Origin of the sequence: Streptomyces albipurpureus (assembly GCF_023701525.1) — a bacterium.
GTDB classification, from domain to species: domain Bacteria; phylum Actinomycetota; class Actinomycetes; order Streptomycetales; family Streptomycetaceae; genus Streptomyces; species Streptomyces albipurpureus.
On record NZ_JAMQAW010000008.1, the window covers coordinates 72,483 to 91,221 of the forward strand.

The 18,739-nt window shown below is 67.6% G+C and carries 20 protein-coding genes; 13 read left to right on the top strand and 7 right to left on the bottom strand.

The features are described from left to right. Nucleotides 1-44: 44 nt before the first annotated feature. From NBG84_RS09410 to era, 4 genes are all read left to right on the top strand, one after another. Entirely contained in the window at nucleotides 45-398 is a 354-nt protein-coding gene (locus NBG84_RS09410) for an MmcQ/YjbR family DNA-binding protein (RefSeq protein WP_250918864.1), read from the top strand. Nucleotides 399-506: 108 nt separating this feature from the next. Further along, entirely contained in the window at nucleotides 507-1,199 is a 693-nt protein-coding gene (locus NBG84_RS09415; RefSeq protein ID WP_250918865.1) for a hypothetical protein, read from the top strand. 132 nt (nucleotides 1,200-1,331) lie between these two features. Further along, entirely contained in the window at nucleotides 1,332-1,685 is a 354-nt protein-coding gene (locus tag NBG84_RS09420; protein ID WP_250918866.1) for a cytidine deaminase, read from the top strand. A gap of 173 nt (nucleotides 1,686-1,858) precedes the next feature. Then, nucleotides 1,859-2,812 carry a GTPase Era gene (era, locus tag NBG84_RS09425; protein ID WP_425608611.1) on the top strand — a complete coding sequence of 318 codons (954 nt, stop codon included), beginning with the start codon at nucleotides 1,859-1,861 and terminating at the stop codon, nucleotides 2,810-2,812. A 153-nt stretch (nucleotides 2,813-2,965) separates the two neighbouring features. Here the strand turns inward: era and NBG84_RS09430 are convergent, their stop codons facing one another. Next, on the bottom strand, nucleotides 2,966-3,232 hold the full coding sequence (locus NBG84_RS09430) for a protealysin inhibitor emfourin (protein ID WP_250918868.1): 267 nt from the start codon (nucleotides 3,230-3,232) through the stop codon (nucleotides 2,966-2,968). 144 nt (nucleotides 3,233-3,376) lie between these two features. Further along, entirely contained in the window at nucleotides 3,377-4,447 is a 1,071-nt protein-coding gene (locus NBG84_RS09435) for a M4 family metallopeptidase (RefSeq protein WP_250918869.1), read from the bottom strand. A 309-nt stretch (nucleotides 4,448-4,756) separates the two neighbouring features. Here NBG84_RS09435 and leuA point away from each other — a divergent pair, with 309 nt between their 5' ends. The 7 genes from leuA to NBG84_RS09470 all read left to right on the top strand — a co-directional run bounded on the left by leuA (nucleotide 4,757) and on the right by NBG84_RS09470 (nucleotide 11,883). Continuing rightward, nucleotides 4,757-6,517: a 2-isopropylmalate synthase gene (gene leuA / locus NBG84_RS09440; protein ID WP_250918870.1), complete on the top strand. Its 1,761-nt coding sequence runs from the start codon at nucleotides 4,757-4,759 to the stop codon at nucleotides 6,515-6,517. A gap of 206 nt (nucleotides 6,518-6,723) precedes the next feature. Continuing rightward, on the top strand, nucleotides 6,724-7,419 hold the full coding sequence (locus NBG84_RS09445; RefSeq protein ID WP_250918871.1) for a tellurite resistance TerB family protein: 696 nt from the start codon (nucleotides 6,724-6,726) through the stop codon (nucleotides 7,417-7,419). Nucleotides 7,420-7,951: 532 nt separating this feature from the next. Beyond that, nucleotides 7,952-8,803 (top strand): MMPL family transporter, encoded by an 852-nt coding sequence (locus NBG84_RS09450; RefSeq protein WP_250918872.1) that lies wholly within the window; start codon nucleotides 7,952-7,954, stop codon nucleotides 8,801-8,803. 11 nt (nucleotides 8,804-8,814) lie between these two features. Next, the gene (locus NBG84_RS09455; protein ID WP_250918873.1) at nucleotides 8,815-9,078 is read left to right on the top strand and encodes a DUF1905 domain-containing protein; all 264 of its coding nucleotides are present in this window, start codon (nucleotides 8,815-8,817) and stop codon (nucleotides 9,076-9,078) included. A 556-nt stretch (nucleotides 9,079-9,634) separates the two neighbouring features. After that, the gene (recO, locus tag NBG84_RS09460) at nucleotides 9,635-10,399 is read left to right on the top strand and encodes a DNA repair protein RecO (protein ID WP_250918874.1); all 765 of its coding nucleotides are present in this window, start codon (nucleotides 9,635-9,637) and stop codon (nucleotides 10,397-10,399) included. A gap of 67 nt (nucleotides 10,400-10,466) precedes the next feature. Beyond that, nucleotides 10,467-11,291, top strand: a complete 825-nt coding sequence (locus tag NBG84_RS09465) for an isoprenyl transferase (RefSeq protein ID WP_250918875.1) — start codon at nucleotides 10,467-10,469, stop codon at nucleotides 11,289-11,291. Next, nucleotides 11,284-11,883 carry a hypothetical protein gene (locus NBG84_RS09470; protein ID WP_250918876.1) on the top strand — a complete coding sequence of 200 codons (600 nt, stop codon included), beginning with the start codon at nucleotides 11,284-11,286 and terminating at the stop codon, nucleotides 11,881-11,883. Before NBG84_RS09465 ends, NBG84_RS09470 begins: the two co-directional genes overlap by 8 nt. Nucleotides 11,884-11,913: 30 nt before the next feature. On the opposite strand, the gene NBG84_RS09475 is transcribed toward NBG84_RS09470, so the two are convergent. From NBG84_RS09475 to NBG84_RS09490, 4 genes are read right to left on the bottom strand one after another with little or no spacing between them, the layout of a single operon-like run. Continuing rightward, nucleotides 11,914-12,342, bottom strand: a complete 429-nt coding sequence (locus NBG84_RS09475) for a Fur family transcriptional regulator (RefSeq protein WP_250918877.1) — start codon at nucleotides 12,340-12,342, stop codon at nucleotides 11,914-11,916. Nucleotides 12,343-12,399: 57 nt separating this feature from the next. Beyond that, nucleotides 12,400-13,299, bottom strand: a complete 900-nt coding sequence (locus NBG84_RS09480; RefSeq protein WP_250918878.1) for a metal ABC transporter permease — start codon at nucleotides 13,297-13,299, stop codon at nucleotides 12,400-12,402. A 2-nt stretch (nucleotides 13,300-13,301) separates the two neighbouring features. Continuing rightward, nucleotides 13,302-14,096 carry a metal ABC transporter ATP-binding protein gene (locus tag NBG84_RS09485; RefSeq protein WP_250918879.1) on the bottom strand — a complete coding sequence of 265 codons (795 nt, stop codon included), beginning with the start codon at nucleotides 14,094-14,096 and terminating at the stop codon, nucleotides 13,302-13,304. Nucleotides 14,097-14,110: 14 nt separating this feature from the next. Next, nucleotides 14,111-15,067 (bottom strand): metal ABC transporter substrate-binding protein, encoded by a 957-nt coding sequence (locus NBG84_RS09490; protein WP_250918880.1) that lies wholly within the window; start codon nucleotides 15,065-15,067, stop codon nucleotides 14,111-14,113. Nucleotides 15,068-15,210: 143 nt separating this feature from the next. Here NBG84_RS09490 and NBG84_RS09495 point away from each other — a divergent pair, with 143 nt between their 5' ends. Together NBG84_RS09495 and NBG84_RS09500 are read left to right on the top strand one after the other, a co-directional pair. After that, complete coding sequence (locus NBG84_RS09495; RefSeq protein WP_250918881.1) at nucleotides 15,211-16,593, top strand: glycine--tRNA ligase; 1,383 nt, start codon at nucleotides 15,211-15,213, stop codon at nucleotides 16,591-16,593. A 273-nt stretch (nucleotides 16,594-16,866) separates the two neighbouring features. Beyond that, complete coding sequence (locus NBG84_RS09500) at nucleotides 16,867-17,091, top strand: DUF6243 family protein (RefSeq protein WP_250918882.1); 225 nt, start codon at nucleotides 16,867-16,869, stop codon at nucleotides 17,089-17,091. Nucleotides 17,092-17,253: 162 nt separating this feature from the next. Here NBG84_RS09500 and NBG84_RS09505 read toward each other — a convergent pair whose 3' ends face one another. Further along, complete coding sequence (locus tag NBG84_RS09505; RefSeq protein WP_250918883.1) at nucleotides 17,254-18,708, bottom strand: MFS transporter; 1,455 nt, start codon at nucleotides 18,706-18,708, stop codon at nucleotides 17,254-17,256. Between the last annotated feature and the right edge of the window lie 31 nt (nucleotides 18,709-18,739).

Sequence of the window (18,739 nt, forward strand, 5' to 3'; positions counted from 1 at the left end):
GGACCCTGAGGCGTCATCGCCCGGGCCGTATGTGGGAGGCAGCTATGAACGCAGACGAACTGAAGGCGTTCTGCCTGGAGTTCAATTACGCGGTCGAGGAATTCCCCTTCGGCGAGGGCGTGTCGGTCTTCAAAGTGGCGGGGAAGATGTTTGCACTGAGCTCACTGGACGCGAAGCCCCTTACCATCAATCTGAAGTGTGATCCCGACCTCGCCGTTCAACTGCGCGCCGACCATCCGGCGATTGCCCCCGGCTGGCATATGAACAAGCGCCACTGGAATACGGTCACGGTCCGGGACCTCCCGGACTCCATGGTCCGGGAATTGGTTGAGGACTCCTATGACCTGGTGGTCGCCGGTCTCCCCAAAGCCGAGCGACTGCGCCTGGATCGACCCTGAATCGATATGGCGGTGTCGGCGTTTCCTCCCGTATAGGTACTCTCGGTCGGTAAACCGGGGAGGGGGGAAGCTCCCCATGAGCATGTGATCCAGGGGAGTAACACCGTGATGTCTATCCGTATGCGCCGTGGCGCCGCCGCTTTGGCCGCAGTCTCCGTGCTTGGTCTCACCGCCGCTGCCTGCGGTGGTTCCGACGGCGACAAGAAGTCGGAGAAGGGACAGTCGGATGCCAAGCCCCTGACCGCCGCCCAGATGAAGGCGGGGGTCATCACCCCGGCCGATCTGCCCGCGGGATACAAGCCCATGGGAGATGGCGAATCGGCGGGCAGCGGCCACAAGGCCGACAAGAAGGAATGTCAGCCGATCGCCGAGTTCATGAATGACAAGGTCTCCGGTGCCACCGTCGGCGGAGATGTCGACTTGCAGAACGCCAACGGGGATTCGCTCATCAGCCAGCAGGTCCTCACCTTTTCCGGCAGTGGGGCGCAGGACTTCATGAAGGAGGCCGCGACCGCACTGGGCGAGTGCACTGCCTTCTCCGTCGAGCAGGGCGGCCAGAAGGTTGAGGTCAAGGTCGAGAAGATCTCGGGCCCGAAGGCCGGCGAGGACTCGCACAACTTCCGGATGAAGATGAAGATGGCGAGCCTGTCCATCGAAATCGAGACCAATCTCCTGGTCGCGCGTCAGGGCACCGGGATCACCCGCATCGCTCATATCCCCGGAGACGCCACCGGTCACAAGGACTTCGACGATCTGGCCCAGCGCGCCGGGGACAAGTTCGCCAAGGCCGCCCAGGGCTGACGCCCATCCGGTCGATCCCGCTCGGCAGCCCTTCGAGGTGACCGGTCTGTCGGTACGCCGGGCGCGGCCCAGCCGGGTCCCGGATCTCCGGGGCCCTGCCGCCCCGCCCGGGTGCCGATCTATGCTCGGCCCATGACGCAGAGCACCGACCTCGGCCCCGAGGACCGCAAGATCATCACCCTGGCCCGTAGCGCCCGGGCCCGTAACGGGGTGCCTGAGGGTGCGGCCGTCCGGGATGAGACCGGCCGTACCTATGTCGCCGGGACCGTGGCGCTCGCCTCGCTCAACCTCAGCGCGCTCCAGACCGCGGTGGCGATGGCCGTGGCCAGCGGTGCCACGTCCCTGGAGGCCGCGGCGGTGGTCTCGGAGTCGGACACCGCGTCCGCGGCGGATCTCGCGGCGGTGCGCGACCTGGGCGGACCGCAGACACCAGTACTGCTCGCGGGTCCTGACGGCGGGCTGCGATCGGCCGTCACAGCGGGGTGAGCGCAGCCCCGATCCGGGCCGTGAGGCGTGCTCGGCCCACGGTCAACACCGTGATCCACCGCCGATCCGCCGCTGATTCACGAGAGCGGTGCGACAGATCCATGACTGATCCACCACGGGTCTACGACGAACCCCGGGCACCAGGGGCACGAGGGCCGTCGGCATCAGGGACAATGGGCGTCATGAGTGTTCGTAGCCAGTCTTCCGAGCCCGCCCCCCACCGGGCGGGCTTCGCCTGTTTCGTCGGCCGCCCCAATGCGGGCAAGTCCACCCTCACGAACGCTCTGGTCGGCCAGAAGGTGGCGATCACCTCCAACCGGCCGCAGACGACCCGGCACAGCGTCCGGGGCATCGTCCACCGCCCCGAGGCCCAGCTGATCCTGGTCGACACCCCCGGCCTGCACAAGCCGCGCACCCTGCTCGGTGAGCGGCTCAATGACGTGGTCCGCACCACCTGGGCCGAGGTCGACGTCATCGGCTTCTGCCTGCCCGCAGACCAGAAGCTCGGCCCCGGCGACCGCTTTATCGCCAAGGAGTTGGCGGGGATCAAGAAGACCCCCAAGGTCGCCATCGTCACCAAGACCGACCTGGTCGACTCCAAGACCCTGGCCGAGCAGCTTCTCGCGGTGCATCTACTCGCCCAGGAGCTGGGCTTCGAGTGGGCCGAGATCGTCCCGGTTTCGGTCGTGGGGGACAAGCAGGTCCAGCTGGTGGCCGATCTGCTGGTTCCGCTGCTCCCGGAGGGCCCCGCGCTCTATCCGGAGGGCGATCTCACGGATGAGCCGGAGCAGGTCATGGTCGCCGAGCTGATCCGCGAGGCCGCGCTCGAAGGCGTACGGGATGAGCTGCCGCACTCCATCGCCGTGGTGGTCGAGGAGATGCTGCCGCGCCAGGACCGCCCGGCCGACAAGCCGCTGCTGGACATCCACGCCAATCTCTACATCGAGCGTCCGAGCCAGAAGGGCATCATCATCGGCCCCAAGGGCAAGCGCCTCAAGGAGGTCGGGATCAAGTCCCGCCAGCAGATCGAGGCCCTGCTCGGTACGCCGGTCTTCCTCGACCTGCACGTCAAGGTCGCCAAGGACTGGCAGCGCGACCCCAAGCAGCTGCGCAAACTCGGCTTCTAAGCCCTGAGCGGTCGGCGGAGGCCCGGGGAGCAGCGCACCCCGGGCCCCTGCCGCCACCGGCCCACCAGCAGCACCCCGGGCCCAGCCGCTCCCGGGAGCGGCGCCGAGCGCCGCATCGCGGGGATCCCGCCCCTCAGGGCCCCGGGACCGCCCTCACGCCCCTTCTCTTAGCACCCGCGAGACCAGCTCGCGCTGGGCCTCGGTCAACCGCGGTTCGGCGGCGTGGACCGTGGTGTCATCGATGGTGATCTCATAGCTGAAACCGTCCGGCACACCCCTGGACGGCTCACCTCGGCTCTCGCTGAGCGCCCGCTCTGCCAGCTCTCGCCACCCACCCGTGTCCGGGTGCGCCGAGGTCTCGATCTCGGCGAACCGTTCGATCCCCGCGAAACCGCCCGTGCGCCGTACTTGGATACGCATGGCTCCCGTTCTATTACGGATCGGAGCGAAGCGCCACGACGCCGGATCGGTTCGGGGCCGAGCCTGGGCCCGCCCCGAACCGCTCACTCCGCATGATCTGCTCACCCAGGGCTCAGCAGGGGCCTCAACCAAGATCAAACAGGCTCAGAGCTTTGCTTGGCCGGTCGGCACCCCCACCTGTGACCAGGCCTTGGTCACCGCCTCCAGCTCCGCGCCGTCGCCGTAACGCGCCCGCGCCGCCGCCAGCGTGAGCCGGGCGAACTCCGAGAACCGCGCCTCCGAGGACAGCTCACCTCCGGTCACGGTGTCGAACCAGATCTGCCCGGCCCGCTCCCACGCCTTGCCGCCCAGTTGGGTCGCCAGCAGGTAGAAGGCGTGGTTGGGGATGCCGGAGTTGATGTGAACACCGCCGTTGTCCCGGCCGGTGCGCACATAGTCGTCCATCGTCGCGGGCTGCGGGTCCTTGCCCAGGACATCGTCGTCGTACGCCGTGCCCGGTGCCTTCAGGCTGCGCAGGGCGACGCCGCTGACCCGGGGGGCGAGCAGGCCCTGGCCGATCAGCCAGTCGGCCTGGTCGGCGGTCTGGTCGAGGGTGTACTGCTTCACCAGCGAGCCGATCACATCCGAGATCGACTCGTTGAGCGCGCCGGACTGGCTGAAGTACTCCAGGTTCGCGGTGTGCTGGGTGAGGCCGTGTGCCAGCTCGTGCGCGATGATGTCGACCGAGACGGAGAAGTCGAGGAAGATCTCGCCGTCACCGTCGCCGAACACCATCTGCTGGCCGTCCCAGAAGGCGTTGCCGTACTTCTCGTCGTAGTGCACGTTCGCCTTGAGCGGCAGTCCCGCGTCATCGAGTGAGTTGCGCCCGTACGACGTCAGCAGCAGCTCGAAGGTGGCGCCGAGTCCCGCGTAGACGCGGTTGACGGTCGCGTCCTGGCCCGGCTCGTCCCCTTCGCCGCGGACCTTCTTGCCCGGCAGGCGCAGGGTGTTCTCGCAGTCGTAGATCGTGCGCTGGGGGTGGTCCGGCGCGCTCCCGCTCGGAACGGCCGCGACCAGACCGCGCACGGTGGTCACCCGGCGGCGGGTTCGTTGGGCGGCGTCGACTTCCAGCGTGCGCTGGGCGGCCTCGGCGAGAGCGCTGTCATCGCCGCGCGCGATCTTGTCGAGGACATGCGGCGGAACGATGGTGCAGAACGTGGGATGGGAATTGGTCATGAACCGCAATGTGGCACTGGGTTATCTGGCTGTCACTAGTTGCCACGGTGATTGACGAGATGGAGTGACGAATACCGTATGGCTGACGGATGTCCCGCATACTGATACAGGACCCCTGTCCCGGCGCTACTCGGCTATGCTCGCTCGCATCATGCGTTTCGGGCTGCTTCTCCTTAGCTGCCGCGGTGAGGGTCCCTAGAAGGCCGACCCCCTCCCCGCGGGATTCGGTGCTGCAGCAATCCGTCGGCCTCCCCCATGGTCCTTCCGGGCCTGGGAGGTATCCAGCCGGACCCCGAGGAGCCCCGCGCAATGTCTGATACTTCCGTCGGCCGCCCCACGCCCGTGACCAACGCGACCCACACCCAGCAGCCGTCCGGCATGCCCATCCACAAGTACGGCCCGTACGAGGCCGTGGGCATCCCCGACCGCACCTGGCCGGAGCAGCGGATCACCAGGGCCCCCCGGTGGCTGTCGACCGATCTGCGGGACGGTAACCAAGCCCTGATCGACCCGATGTCTCCCGCCCGTAAGCGCGAGATGTTCGATCTGCTGGTACGCATGGGCTACAAGGAGATCGAGGTCGGTTTCCCCTCTTCCGGAGACACCGACTTCGCCTTTGTGCGCTCCATCATCGAAGAGGGCGCGATCCCGGAGGACGTGACGATCTCCGTACTGACCCAGGCGCGCGAGGAGCTGATCGAGCGCACGGTCGAGTCGCTGAGGGGCGCCCACCGCGCCACCGTCCACCTGTACAACGCCACCGCGCCGACCTTCCGCAGGGTCGTCTTCCGCGGCTCCAAGGACCAGGTCAAGCAGATCGCGGTGGACGGCACCCGGCTGGTCATGGAGTACGCCGAGAAGATCCTGGGTCCGGAGACGATCTTCGGCTACCAGTACAGCCCGGAGATCTTCACCGACACCGAGCTGGACTTCGCCCTGGAGGTCTGCGAGGCGGTGATGGACGTCTGGCAGCCGGAAGCCGGCCGCGAGATCATCCTCAATCTGCCGGCCACGGTGGAGCGCTCGACGCCGTCCACCCATGCGGACCGCTTTGAGTGGATGAGCCGGAATCTGTCCCGCCGTGAGTTCGTCTGCCTGTCGGTCCATCCGCACAACGACCGGGGCACCGCCGTCGCCGCCGCCGAGCTGGCGCTCATGGCGGGCGCGGACCGGATCGAGGGCTGTCTGTTCGGCCAGGGCGAGCGCACCGGGAACGTCGACCTGGTGACCCTGGGCATGAACCTCTTCTCGCAGGGCGTCGACCCCCAGATCGACTTCTCGCAGATCGACGAGATCCGTCGCACCAGCGAGTACTGCAACCAGATGGAGATCCACCCGCGCCACCCCTACGCGGGCGATCTGGTCTACACGGCCTTCTCCGGCTCCCACCAGGACGCCATCAAGAAGGGCTTTGACGCACTGGAGGCGGACGCCGCCGCGGTCGGCAAGACCGTCGACGAGATCGAGTGGGCCGTGCCGTACCTGCCGATCGACCCCAAGGACGTGGGACGTTCCTACGAGGCGGTCATCCGGGTCAACTCGCAGTCGGGCAAGGGCGGTATCGCCTATGTCCTGAAGAACGACCACAAGCTGGATCTGCCGCGTCGGATGCAGATCGAGTTCTCCAGGATCATCCAGGCCAAGACGGACACCGAGGGCGGCGAGGTCACCCCAAGCGCCATCTGGGCCGTCTTCCAGGACGAGTACCTGCCCAACCCGCAGGACCCCTGGGGCCGTATCCAGCTGCGTTCCGGGCAGTCCACCACGGACACCGACGGCACTGACACCCTGACCGTCGAGGCCGTTGTGGACGGCGCCGAGACGGTTCTGGCTGGATCTGGCAATGGCCCGATCTCTGCGTTCTTCGACGCGCTGAGCGCCGTCGGCGTGGATGCGCGACTGCTGGACTACACCGAGCACACCCTCAGCGAGGGTGCGTCCGCGCAGGCGGCGTCCTATATCGAGTGCGCCATCGACGGAAAGGTGATGTGGGGTATCGGCATCGATGCCAACACCACAAGGGCCTCACTGAAGGCAGTTGTCTCGGCCGTCAACCGCGCCACCCGCTGATCCGACACAAACCAGCCGATCGCGCCCCCCGAACCCCGCCCGAACGGGAGATTCCGGGGGGCGCGATGCGTTTACAACTGCGAATCAGAGGGCGTGAAATCGGCCATGTACTGGCGTACTGCCGCTGCGGTGCAGACGCCGCAACCCTGCTGTGGCTAACATCACGTCAACGCGGGAATGTTGCCGGAGCGTTACGGAGGTGCGCGGTGCGCGCAGACCGAGGGGTGTTTGGCCGAAAGCTGCTGGTCTGCGGCATTCACACTTCGTGGAACACCGTAGGGGACGGGGAGTTCTTCTGTCCCGACTGCGGAGGCGACCGCAATTACCGCCGTCGCACCGGCCGTCGTCGCTTCACCCTCCTTGGCATCCCCCTGGTGCCGCGGGGGTCGGCCGGGCCCGTCGTGGAATGCGCCGCCTGCCACGGGCACTTCGGTATGGACGCGCTCGACCACCCGACCACCGCCCGCTTCTCGGCGATGCTGCGCGACGCCGTCCACACCGTCGCGCTCGCCGTCCTCGCCTCGGGGGGCACTTCGTCCAGTTCCGTCCGGGAGACCGCGGTCACCACGGTCCGTGCGGCGGGTCTGCACGACTGCACCGAGGACCAACTCACCGGACTGATCGAGGCGCTCGCGGCGGACACCGGCCGATTCGTCACCGACGCCGGGCCCTACGGCGCGGCACTGGCGATCGAGTTGCATGAGGCGCTGGAGCCGCTCTCACCCCATCTGGCGCCGGCGGGCCGGGAATCGATCCTGCTCCAGGGAGCCCGTATCGCGCTGGCGGACGGGCCCTATACGCCGGCCGAGCGCGAAGTCCTCACCACGGTGGGCACCGCCCTCCAACTGCCGCCGTCCGACACCACCCGGCTGCTGTCCATGGCTCGTACGCTGTCTCCCTAGCGTTTCGGGCCGCAAGTCCGTTCTGGGCGGGTAGTTGAGGCGGTGTTCGGCACGGCCTCGGCCAGCTGGCCCCGCACGGCTCAGGGAAGCGGCCGCAGCACAGCCCGAGCCTCGGTGAACTGTGCCGGCCGCACAGGGCCTCTTGGACGCTCCGGGGCCTCAGGGGGCCTAACTGACCTCCTGGGGCGCGTGAGGCCCGTGTAAGGGCCCTGAACGGGTCGCTGGGGTTCACCGAGGCTCGGGCTGTGCGATCGATACGCGCCTTCCAGGCCGGTGCCTGCCTCCCGCTCCCTGACTCGGCACCCCGAGACGGACCGGACCGCGCCTACTCCTCCGGGAGCAGAGAGCGCCTTCCCCCACCCCCGGCAGTAGCCGCCATCTCGCACCCACGTCCGACGCGTCCGCACTGGCCCAACGGAAAGCCTGGTGCCCTCGACACCGTGACGTAGGGAAGCGCCCCAGGGGACCCGTACCGCCAACCGCTCGATCCACGTCGTCCGCGACAACGCGGCAGCGGGCAGTTCCCTGGGCGGTGTTGCTGTTCTGGATCGTCGTCGGGGTGCTCGCCGCCCCGTTCGCCGGCAAGCTCGGCGACGAGAAGCGAGACAACACCGTCGACCACCTGCCCGACAGCGCCGACTCCACCCAGGCCGCCCGTATCCAGCAGCGACTACCCGGCGGTGAACCACCCAGATCGTCGTCTACCAGCGAGAGGGCCAACTCACCGCCGCCGACCGGGCCTCTGCCGAGCGGCAGACCTCGAAGATCGCCGACGCGCACCGGCTGCTGCCCGCCCTGTCGCCGACGACTCGAAGGACGGCAGGACCCTGATGGTGCCCCTCGCCGTGGGACCGGCAACGAGGAGACCGCGCGAGACGCCTCCGTCGACGACGTGCGCGCGAAAGTCAGCGGTGGGGACGGACTGAGCGTCGAGGTAGGCGGCCCCGGTTCACTCCAGACCGATATGGAGGAGGTCTTCGAGACCGTCGACGGCACCTTGATGATCGCGACCGTACTGGTGGTCACCGTGCTGCTGATCATCACCGACCGCAGCCCCTTCCGGTGGACCACCATCAGACCTGCCGCTCGCTATGACCCACTCCTTGAGCCTCACGGCGGGAAACGCTTGACGCTGGTGATGGCGGCCGTCCCAGCGGGCACCCCTGCCGATGCTCCTGGAGCCCGCAGCGATCATCGGCGGTTGCATCCCATGGCCGCCAGAAGGGGTCGCTGCCTTCTGTCCCACCGCGGCATCGAATCATCCCCGGGCGCGGCTACGGAGCATGGGATCCCTGGCGGTGATCCCAGGCGAGCGATGATCTCTGTCCAGCTGAGCGGTCATCTTCATGGCGAGGGCCCCATGGCGCGCACACTCGATTCATGAGGGCATGAGACATGGACAAACAGTTCACCGCCACCCTGCGGAAGAGCCCCGAGGCCGGAGGCTGGACCTATGTCGTCTGGCCTGAGTCCGTGGAGTTCTTCGGTACCCGCGGCCTCGTCAAGGTTCGCGGCACGATCGACGGGCACCCCTTCCGCAGCTCCTTCATGGCCCTGGGGGACGGCACCCACAAACTGCCGGTCAAGGCCGATGTGAGACGGGCGATCGGCAAGGAGGCCGGGGACTCGGTCACGGTCCATCTGGAGGAGCGACTCTGAGGGCCGGCTCTGAGGACCGATTCAGCGCACTGGTTCAACGGAACCTTTCCGAAGCCGCAGGGGCGGCAACCGGCTCGGACCCAAGCAGCCACTCGGCCCCAGACCGAGGTCGCTGTCTAGGGCCCCTCAAGGCCGAGTGGGCCGTAGCCGGGGGAGTGGCGCACAGAAACGGTCGGGTCAGGTGCGCGCCCGGTCTCTGGTGCCCGCACCCGCCCCACAGCACCGTCGGCGTCGCGGCCCGCCCCCGGCCGACGCGGGGCGCGATCCGGCACCGATCCCGCATCGTGCCCCGCGCGCCCCCCGGTCCCCTCGAACGGCCTTCCGAAGGGGCCAAAGGTCCTCCCGGAAGGGATGGGGGCAACCCTGGGGGCAACCAAGTGATCCATGGCCCAGCGAGGTTCTTCGGCGGGGTGATCCCCCTGCTAGGGGCACTTTCGCCCCACGATTGACTCCCGCCCCAGGGCTGATGGGGAACAGCGGGACGGAAACCGGGGCCGGGGAGAGACTTCCCGGGGGACCGGGCCCTGGGCCCCCGACCGTACGGGACAATGGGCCCATGAGCCTTTTCCGTGACGATGGGATCGTCCTGCGCACCCAGAAGCTCGGCGAGGCCGATCGCATCATCACCCTCCTCACCCGTGGCCATGGCCGGGTGCGGGCCGTCGCCCGTGGAGTCCGACGTACCAAGTCCAAGTTCGGCGCCCGGCTGGAGCCCTTCTCCCATGTCGATGTGCAGTTCTTCGCCCGCGGCAGCGAACTGATCGGCCGCGGCCTCCCCTGGTGCACGCAGAGCGAGACCATCGCCCCGTACGGCGGTCAGATCGTCACCGACTACGCCCGCTACACCGCGGGTACCGCCATGCTGGAGACCGCTGAGCGATTCACCGACCACGAGGGTGAGCCCGCCGTCCAGCAGTACTTGCTCCTCGTCGGCGGCCTGCGCTCCCTGGCCCGCAGTGAGCACGCCCCCCATCTCATCCTCGACGCCTTCCTGCTGCGTTCCCTCGCCGTCAACGGGTACGCCCCCAGTTTCGACGACTGCGCGAAGTGCGGTCTCCAGGGCCCCAACCGCTTCTTCTCCGTCGCCGCCGGCGGTGTCATATGCGGCGACTGCCGGGTGCCGGGAAGCGTCGTACCCTCGACCGAGGCCATCAGACTGCTCAGCGCGCTGCTGACCGGTGACTGGCCCACGGCGGATGCCTGCGAGGCCCGCCACGTCCGAGAGGGCACCGGACTGGTGTCCGCCTATCTGCACTGGCATCTGGAGCGCGGCCTGCGCTCGCTCCGCTATGTCGAGTACGCCGAGAAACAGCCCCGGTGAACGGCCCGGTCCACCGGGGATTCCGAGAAGCCGCCGAGCAAGCAGAGCAATAGGAGATGTGAACCGCATGGCACGACGCGGAATCCTGGGCAGGGCCCGCCGCGACTACAAGGTCCCCGAGCCCCACCCCTCCGGCGCCCGGCCGCCGAAGATCCCCGGTGAGTTGGTGCCCAACCATGTGGCCTGTGTCATGGACGGTAACGGGCGCTGGGCCAAGGAGCGGGGACTGCCCCGTACCGAGGGGCACAAGATCGGCGAAGCCGTCGTCCTCGATGTGCTGAAGGGCTGTTTGGAGATGGGGGTCAAGAACCTCTCCCTCTACGCCTTCTCCACCGAGAACTGGAAGCGCTCACCCGACGAGGTCCGCTTCCTGATGAACTTCAACCGCGATGTCATCCGCCGCCGCCGCGACGAGATGGATGAACTCGGCATCCGTATCCGCTGGGTCGGCCGGATGCCCAAGATGTGGAAGTCGGTCGTCCAGGAGCTCCAGGTGGCCCAGGAGCAGACCACCGGCAATGACGCCATGACGCTGTACTTCTGCGTCAACTACGGCGGTCGCGCCGAGATCGCCGACGCCGCCCAGAGGCTCGCCCGGGATGTGGCCGCGGGCAAGCTCGACCCCTCCAAGGTCAATGAGAAGACCCTGCAGAAGTACCTGTACTACCCCGATATGCCGGACGTCGATCTCTTTCTGCGTCCGAGCGGTGAACAGCGCACCTCCAACTACCTGCTCTGGCAGAGCGCGTACGCGGAGTTCGTCTTCCAGGATGTGCTCTGGCCGGACTTCGACCGCCGCGACCTGTGGCGGGCCTGCCTGGAGTACGCCCAGCGGGACCGTCGCTTCGGCGGGGCGATCCCCAATGAGATCCCGGGGCAGAGCGGTGTCTGAGGACATCGAGGTCAGGGCCGTGGAGCTGGTCTACCGGCCCACGGTCGATGACACGCTCACCGGGTTTCTCATCCAGCGCAGAAAGACCCCATCGGGCCGCGGCCAGCTGGTGGGCTGGCCCATCGCGGCGGTGGCGGCCTTCGTCGGTGCCTGGATGCGGCTGGATGGCACCGGGTCTTGGGGCGATCCCGTGGTGCTGACGCTGCTGGTGGGAGGGCTCTTCCTGATGACGATGACCCTGTGCCTGCCTCGGATGATGGCACGGCAGATGCACAAGCTCATCGATCAGCGGGGCGAGTACCACGCGGTGGTGGATGAGCACGGCGTCCAGATGACGGCGGAAGGCTTCGCACAATCCGCTGACTGGAAACTGCTGACCCGCTATACCGAGACCGATGAGCGGTTTGTCCTCCTGGGCGCGGACAAGAGCACCCTCGGACTGGTCGTACTCCCCAAGCGCGGACTCCCACCCGGCCCTGGCACCTCAGCGATCCCAGAAGGCTCAGAGGAGCCGGAGAGCGCGGAAAGTACGGAGATCACTGGTGCGGAGAGCCTGCGGACCGTCCTGGACCGGCATCTCCAACGGATCTAGAGAGCCAGCCACCAGGCGGTCCGCAAGCGTTTAGACGCCAGTGGCGCAGTTGGCGCAGGTCCCGAAGATCTCCACCGTGTGCGCCACATTCACAAAACCGTGCTGCGCCGCCACGGTCTCGGCCCACTGCTCCACCGCTGGACCCTCGACCTCCACCGCCTTGCCGCAGCCCCGGCACACCAGATGGTGGTGGTGGTCGTCGGTCGAGCAACGTCGGTAGACCGACTCGCCGTCATTGGTGCGCAGCACATCGACCTCGCCCGCGTCCGCGAGGGATTGAAGTGTGCGGTAGACCGTCGTGAGGCCTACGGAGTCGCCGCGATGCCTGAGCATGTCGTGGAGCTCCTGCGCGCTGCGGAACTCATTCACCTCATCCAACGCAGCCGCTACCGCGGCACGCTGCCGAGTGGACCGTCCTCGCACTGAGGCGGTGTTACCGCCGCTAGGCGCAGTCGCCACAGGTGCCTCCTTGCTTCGACCACCATGCTAATGGGGGCCAATTCTGCCAGGTCGGGCTCAGACCCTGACGTCGCCGCCCGGCTGGCGCATACCCGGCAGCTCTGAGCCGCACTCCGGGCGGTCCATATCCGCTTCCGCTGCCCTGGCCCGCCTCCTCGCCAGTGGTGTGGCGAGCGCGGTCAGTGCGATGAAGACGGCGATGGCGAGCAGCACGATGGTCGCACCCGGGGGCACATCCTGGTAATACGAGGTACTGGTACCCGCCACAGCCACGGTCACGCCGATCCCCACGGCGAGGGCGAACGTCGCCTTGAACGATCGGGTGATCTGCTGGGCGGCTGCCACCGGCACCACCATCAACGCGCTGACCAGCAGAAGTCCCACCACCCGCATGGCGACCGAGACGGTGACGGCCGCTGTGACCGCGATCAGCAGATTGAGCGCGCGCACCGGTAGGCCGGTGACCCGTGCGAAGTCCTCGTCCTGGCTGACGGCAAACAGCTGCCGCCGCAGCCCCACCGACACCAGCATCACCAGGGCGGCCAGCGCGGCGATCGCTGTGAGATCCGCGTCGGAGACCGTCGAGAGCGAGCCGAAGAGGAACGAACTGAGGTTCGCGGTCGACCCGGTGTCCGAGAGGTTGATCAGCAGGACACCGCCTGCCATGCCGCCGTAGAAGAGCATCGCGAGCGCGATGTCCCCGCGCGTTTTGCCGTAGGTCCTGATCAGCTCCATGGCGATGGCGCCGATGATCGAGACGAGTGTCGCCATCCAGATGGGATTGGTGGAGAGCAGGAACCCGAGGCCGACACCGGTCATCGCGACATGGCCGATTCCGTCGCCCAGCAGCGCCTGTCGTCGCTGCACCAGATAGATGCCGATGGCGGGGGCGGTGATGCCGACGAGCAGTGCCGCGATGAGCGCGCGCTGCATAAAGGCCGTTTCCAGGATTTCCATGATCAGGTCAGCAGTCCCGTGCGGAGCGACTCATCGGCCGCGTGCGGATGTACGTGGTCATGGCCGGGCAGCGCGTGCTGACCCATGGCCTTGGGCGGCGGTCCGTCATGGACCACGCAGCCGTCGCGCAGCACCACGGCCCGGTCGATCAGCGGCTCGATCGCGCCCAGCTCATGGAGCACGAGCAGTACGGTCGTACCGGCCGCGACCTGCTCACGCAGAGTGTCGGCGAGGATGCCCTGGCTGGCGAGGTCGACCCCGGCCATGGGCTCGTCCATGATCAGCAGTTCGGGCTCGGACGCCAGCGCCCGGGCGATCAGCACCCGCTGGTGCTGCCCCCCGGAGAGGGCGCTCACCGAGTCCTTGGCCCGGTCCCCGAGCCCCACCAGCTCGATGGCGTGGTCCACGGCCGCCCGGTCGACCCGGGAGAGCCGTCCAAGACGGGCCCGGGAGAGCCGCCCCGATGAGACGACCTCGCGGATGGTCGCGGGCACCCCACTGGCGGCTGTGGTGCGCTGGGGTACGTATCCGATGCGCGACCACTGACGGAACCGCCGCAGTTCCGTACCGAAGAGGGCGATCTCACCGTCGGTGAGCGGTACCTGTCCGATCACGGCGCGTACGGCGGTGGACTTGCCGGAACCGTTGGCACCGAGCAGGGCGACCACCTCGCCGCGGGTGACGGTCAGATCGACGCCGCGCAGTACGGGCCGGGAGCCGAGTGACGCCCGGGCTCCGCAGAGGGATATGACGGGTTCGCTTCCCGATGGCACAGTTGCCTCCCGCGGTTGGGTCATGGCGCGCAGTCGGTTCATTTCGCGCCCAGGGCTTTCTTCAGGGCGGTCAGATTGGACTCCATCACCGCGATGTAGTCGTCACCCTTGGACTTGTCGGTGATCCCTTCGAGCGGGTCGAGGACGTCCGTCCTGAGCCCGGTGTCGTCGGCCAGGGTCTTCGCCGTGCGGTCGCTGGCGAGCGTCTCGAAGAAGACCGTCGTCACCTTCTCCTTGGCCGCTATGGCCCGGAGCTCCTTGATCCGGGCCGGGCTGGGCTCGGACTCGGGATTGACGCCCGAGACGCCCTCCTGGTCGAGGCCGTACCGCTCGGCGAGGTAGCCGAAGGAGGCATGGGTGGTGATGAAGGTCTTGGTGGCGGTGGTCCTGAGCCCCTGCCGGTAGGAGGCGTCCAGTCGGTTCAGCTCGCCGACCAGGGCATCGGTGTTCTTCTGGTAGGCGGCGGAGTTGTCCGGGTCGGCCTTGGTCAGGGCGCTGCCGACGCCCTGGGCGACCTCCGCGTACTTCGCGGGGTCGAGCCAGATGTGCGGATCGCCGCCCGCCTCGCTCTCGTGGTCGTGCCCTTCCTCTCCGTGGCCCTCGTGGTCGTCGCCCTGGTGCGACTCCAGCTTGGTCAGGGTGGCCGCATCGATCTTGTGCTCGGCCTCGGACTGGGCGATGGCCTTGTCCACGGCGGGCTGGATGCCCTTGAGGTAGAGGATCAGCCCGGCTTCGCCCAGTTCGGCGGTCTGCCGGGGCTTGAGTTCCAGATCATGGGGCTCGACACCCGGCTTGGTCAGGGTGGAGACGGAGACATGATCGCCGCCGATCCGCTCGGCGAGGAATTCCATGGGGTAGAAGGACGCCACGACCTTCAGCCTGCCGTTCTCCTTGCCGTCGCCGGCGTCGGAGGAGGAGCAGCCGGACACGGCCACCAGGCCGAGCGTGACCGCACCAGCGGCAGCTGTTGTACGTATAAGGCGTCCTATGTTCATGACACTCATTTTCAACAAAAATGGAAACGATTGTCAACAAGGCCCTGTCAGGGGTGGGGGCCGCAACCGATTTGATCCAAGGGGTGCGCCCGCCGGTAATCTGAAGCATTCGCCGTTAGCCGTCGTCCTATGAAGAGAGCACCGTGGCCGCCGACAAGATCGATACGATCGTCAACCTGAGCAAGCGCCGTGGCTTCGTCTACCCCTGCAGTGAGATTTACGGCGGCCAGAAGGCCGCCTGGGACTACGGGCCGCTGGGCGTTGAGCTGAAGGAGAACCTCAAGCGTCAGTGGTGGCGCTATATGGTCACCTCGCGTGAGGACGTCGTCGGAATCGACTCGTCGGTGATCTTGGCCAGTGAGGTCTGGGTGGCCTCGGGCCATGTCGCCACTTTCAGTGACCCGCTCACCGAGTGCACCTCCTGTCACAAGCGTTACCGTGCTGACCATCTGATCGAGGCGTACGAGGCCAAGCACAACAAGAGCCCCGAGAACGGCCTCGCGGACATCAACTGCCCGCACTGCGGCACCAAGGGCGCCTTCACCGACCCGAAGCAGTTCTCGGGTCTGCTCTCCACACACCTCGGCCCCACCCAGGACTCCGGCTCCGTCGCCTATCTGCGGCCCGAGACCGCCCAGGGCATCTTCACCAACTTCGCCCAGGTGCAGCAGACCTCGCGCAAGAAGCCGCCGTTCGGCATCGCCCAGATGGGCAAGTCGTTCCGGAACGAGATCACGCCCGGCAACTTCATCTTCCGCACGCGTGAGTTCGAGCAGATGGAGATGGAGTTCTTCGTCAAGCCCGGCGAGGACGAGCACTGGCAGCAGTACTGGATGGACCAGCGCTGGAACTGGTACACGGGCCTCGGGATGCGCGAGGAGAACATGCGCTGGTACGACCACCCGAAGGACAAGCTCTCCCACTACTCGAAGCGCACCGCCGACATCGAGTACCGCTTCCAGTTCGGCGGCAATGAGTGGGGCGAGTTGGAGGGCGTGGCCAACCGCACCGACTTCGACCTCAACGCACACTCCAAGGCGTCCGGTCACGATCTGTCGTACTTCGACCAGGAAGCCGGCGAGCGCTGGACTCCTTATGTCATCGAGCCCGCCGCCGGTGTCGGCCGCGCGATGCTGGCCTTCCTCCTCGACGCGTACAACGAGGACGAGGCCCCGAACGCCAAGGGCGTCATGGAGAAGCGCGCTGTGATGCGTCTGGACCCGCGGCTCGCCCCGGTGAAGGTCGCGGTGCTGCCGCTCTCGCGCAACCCGCAGCTCTCCCCGAAGGCCAAGGGCCTCGCGGCGGACCTGCGGCAGAACTGGAACATCGAGTTCGATGACGCGGGCGCGATCGGCCGTCGCTACCGTCGCCAGGACGAGATCGGCACGCCGTTCTGTGTCACCGTCGACTTCGACACCCTCGACGACAACGCCGTGACCGTGCGTGAGCGCGACACCATGGCACAGGAGCGGGTCTCCCTGGACCAGATCCAGTCCTACCTCGGTAGCCGTCTCCTCGGCTGCTGATCCCCACCGCCCCCAAGGGGCCGCCGGGCACTACCGTCCGGCGGCCCCTTTGCCGTGGCCCCAAGAGCCCCGGGGAGCCCGCGTTCACCACGGGCTCACGGCACATCCGGATCCGTGCCCGATTCGACGGAAAATCGGATGCCACCTCCTCTCCTGGGCGGGTACCGTCAGCCGTATGTCTTCGTTCTTCCAGATCTACGAGTGAGAGAGCGGCGCTCACCCGCCCTCGTCTGACGACCCCCCAGTCACTTCTCACCACCTATGGGAGAGCCCATGGCCAAGAGCCGCAACAACCTTCTCGGTGTGGGGGGACAGCGCAAGAAGCTGTCCCGCGCCGATCAGCAGGGCCATGGCCCCGCGCGCAACGCCGATCGCCAGGTCACCGCTGACCAGAAGGCGGAGCTGCTCCGCAAGATGCGCGAGCGGGCTCAGGACACCGAGCCCGAGGCAGCCGAAGGCTCCGAGCAGCCCCAGGAGTCCCCGACCAACGAGTCCTGACGCTCGGTCCTGACCCAGTGGCCCCACCCCGTCCGCGTAGGCACACCGCTCACGCCCGTACGGTGTGGGGCCGCTCTGTTGTGCTTTGACGGTCCGCCCGCTGAGGGGTTCCTGCCGAGGCGCCCGCCCGTCCGCTGGCACTTCCGAGCCGAGTCAGGCGGTCTAGGATCCGGCGCCCGGGCGTGAATCGCCCGCCGGCACCCGCGAGGGCTCCCGCTCCTCCAGCCGCTCCGCGCAGCGACTCGCCGTGCTCCTGGCCCATGGCCCACTGGTCAGGGCCCCCACCACCAGTACGCACAGCCCGCACCCGGCGATGATCCACCAGGCGATCCTGGCCGTGTCGACGAAGTCCTGTGCGTACGACGGTGACTGCGTTCCCACCGCGACCCCCGACGCCAGTACGGTCCCGATCACCGCGACCCCGAGCGTCTGACCGATCTGCCGGCTCGTCGAGGCGACCGCCGAGGCGACCCCCGCCTGTGAGCGGGGCATACCCGAGACCGCCGTGTTGGTGATCGGCGCGTTGACCATCCCGAAACCGATGCCGAACAGCACATAGCCGGTGAAGAGGAGCACTGTCGAGGTCTCGGCGTCGAAGGCCGCGAAGAGCACCCCGCTGGCGGCCATCGTCGTCCCGGCGATCAGCAGTGGCAGCCGTGGCCCCCGGCTGCCGACGAGCCGCCCCGACAGCGGTGCGCAGACCAGCGTCAGCCCGGCCATCGGCAGCATGTAGAGACCGGCGTGGAGGGCTGAGTAGCCGCGTACGTCCTGGAGGTAGAGCGTATTGAGGAAGAGGAATCCGCCGAGCGCGGCGAAGGCGGAGATCGCGATGACGGTCGCGCCGCTGAAGGGTGCGCTGCGGAAGAAGCGCAGATCGATCAGGGGTTCGCGGCGCCGTGGCTCGTAGCGGAGCACCCCGCCCAGCGCGAGTGCCGCGACCACCGCGAAGACCAGGCTCTTCTCGATGATCGAGTAGGTCAGCGAACCGAGCAGAACAATGATCAGCAGCTGGCCCACCGGGTCGGTCCGCCGGGGGTGGGGAGCACGGGATTCGGGGACGTAGAGCCAGGTCAGAACCATGGCGGCGACCCCGATGGGGAGATTGACCCAGAAGATCGAGCGCCATCCCACCGTGTCCACCAGCAACCCGCCTACCAGGGGCCCCGCGGCCATGGAGATCCCCACGACCCCGCCCCAGACCCCGATGGCGCGGGCACGTTCGGCAGGGTCGGTGAAGGTGTTGGTGATGATCGACATGGCGACCGGGTTGAGCATCGAGCCGCCGACGGCCTGGACCATCCGAAAGACGACCAGCAGCTCCAGGCTGGGCGCGAGTGAGCAGAGCAACGAGCCGAGCGTGAACAGCACCAGACCGGCCATGAACACCTTGCGGCGGCCGATCCGGTCCGCCGTGGAGCCGGCGAGCATCAAGAGGGAGGCGAGGACCAAGGTGTAGGCGTCGATCGTCCACTGCAACCCCGAGACGGAGGCATCCAGCTCCCGGCCCATGGAGGGCAGCGCCACATTGAGGATGGTGTTGTCGAGGCTGACGATCAGCAGGCTCATACAGCAGATGCCCAGCACGAGCAGCCGCCGGCGGGATGTGAGCTCGGACATGCATGGATAGTACGGCTAACTAATAAATCTC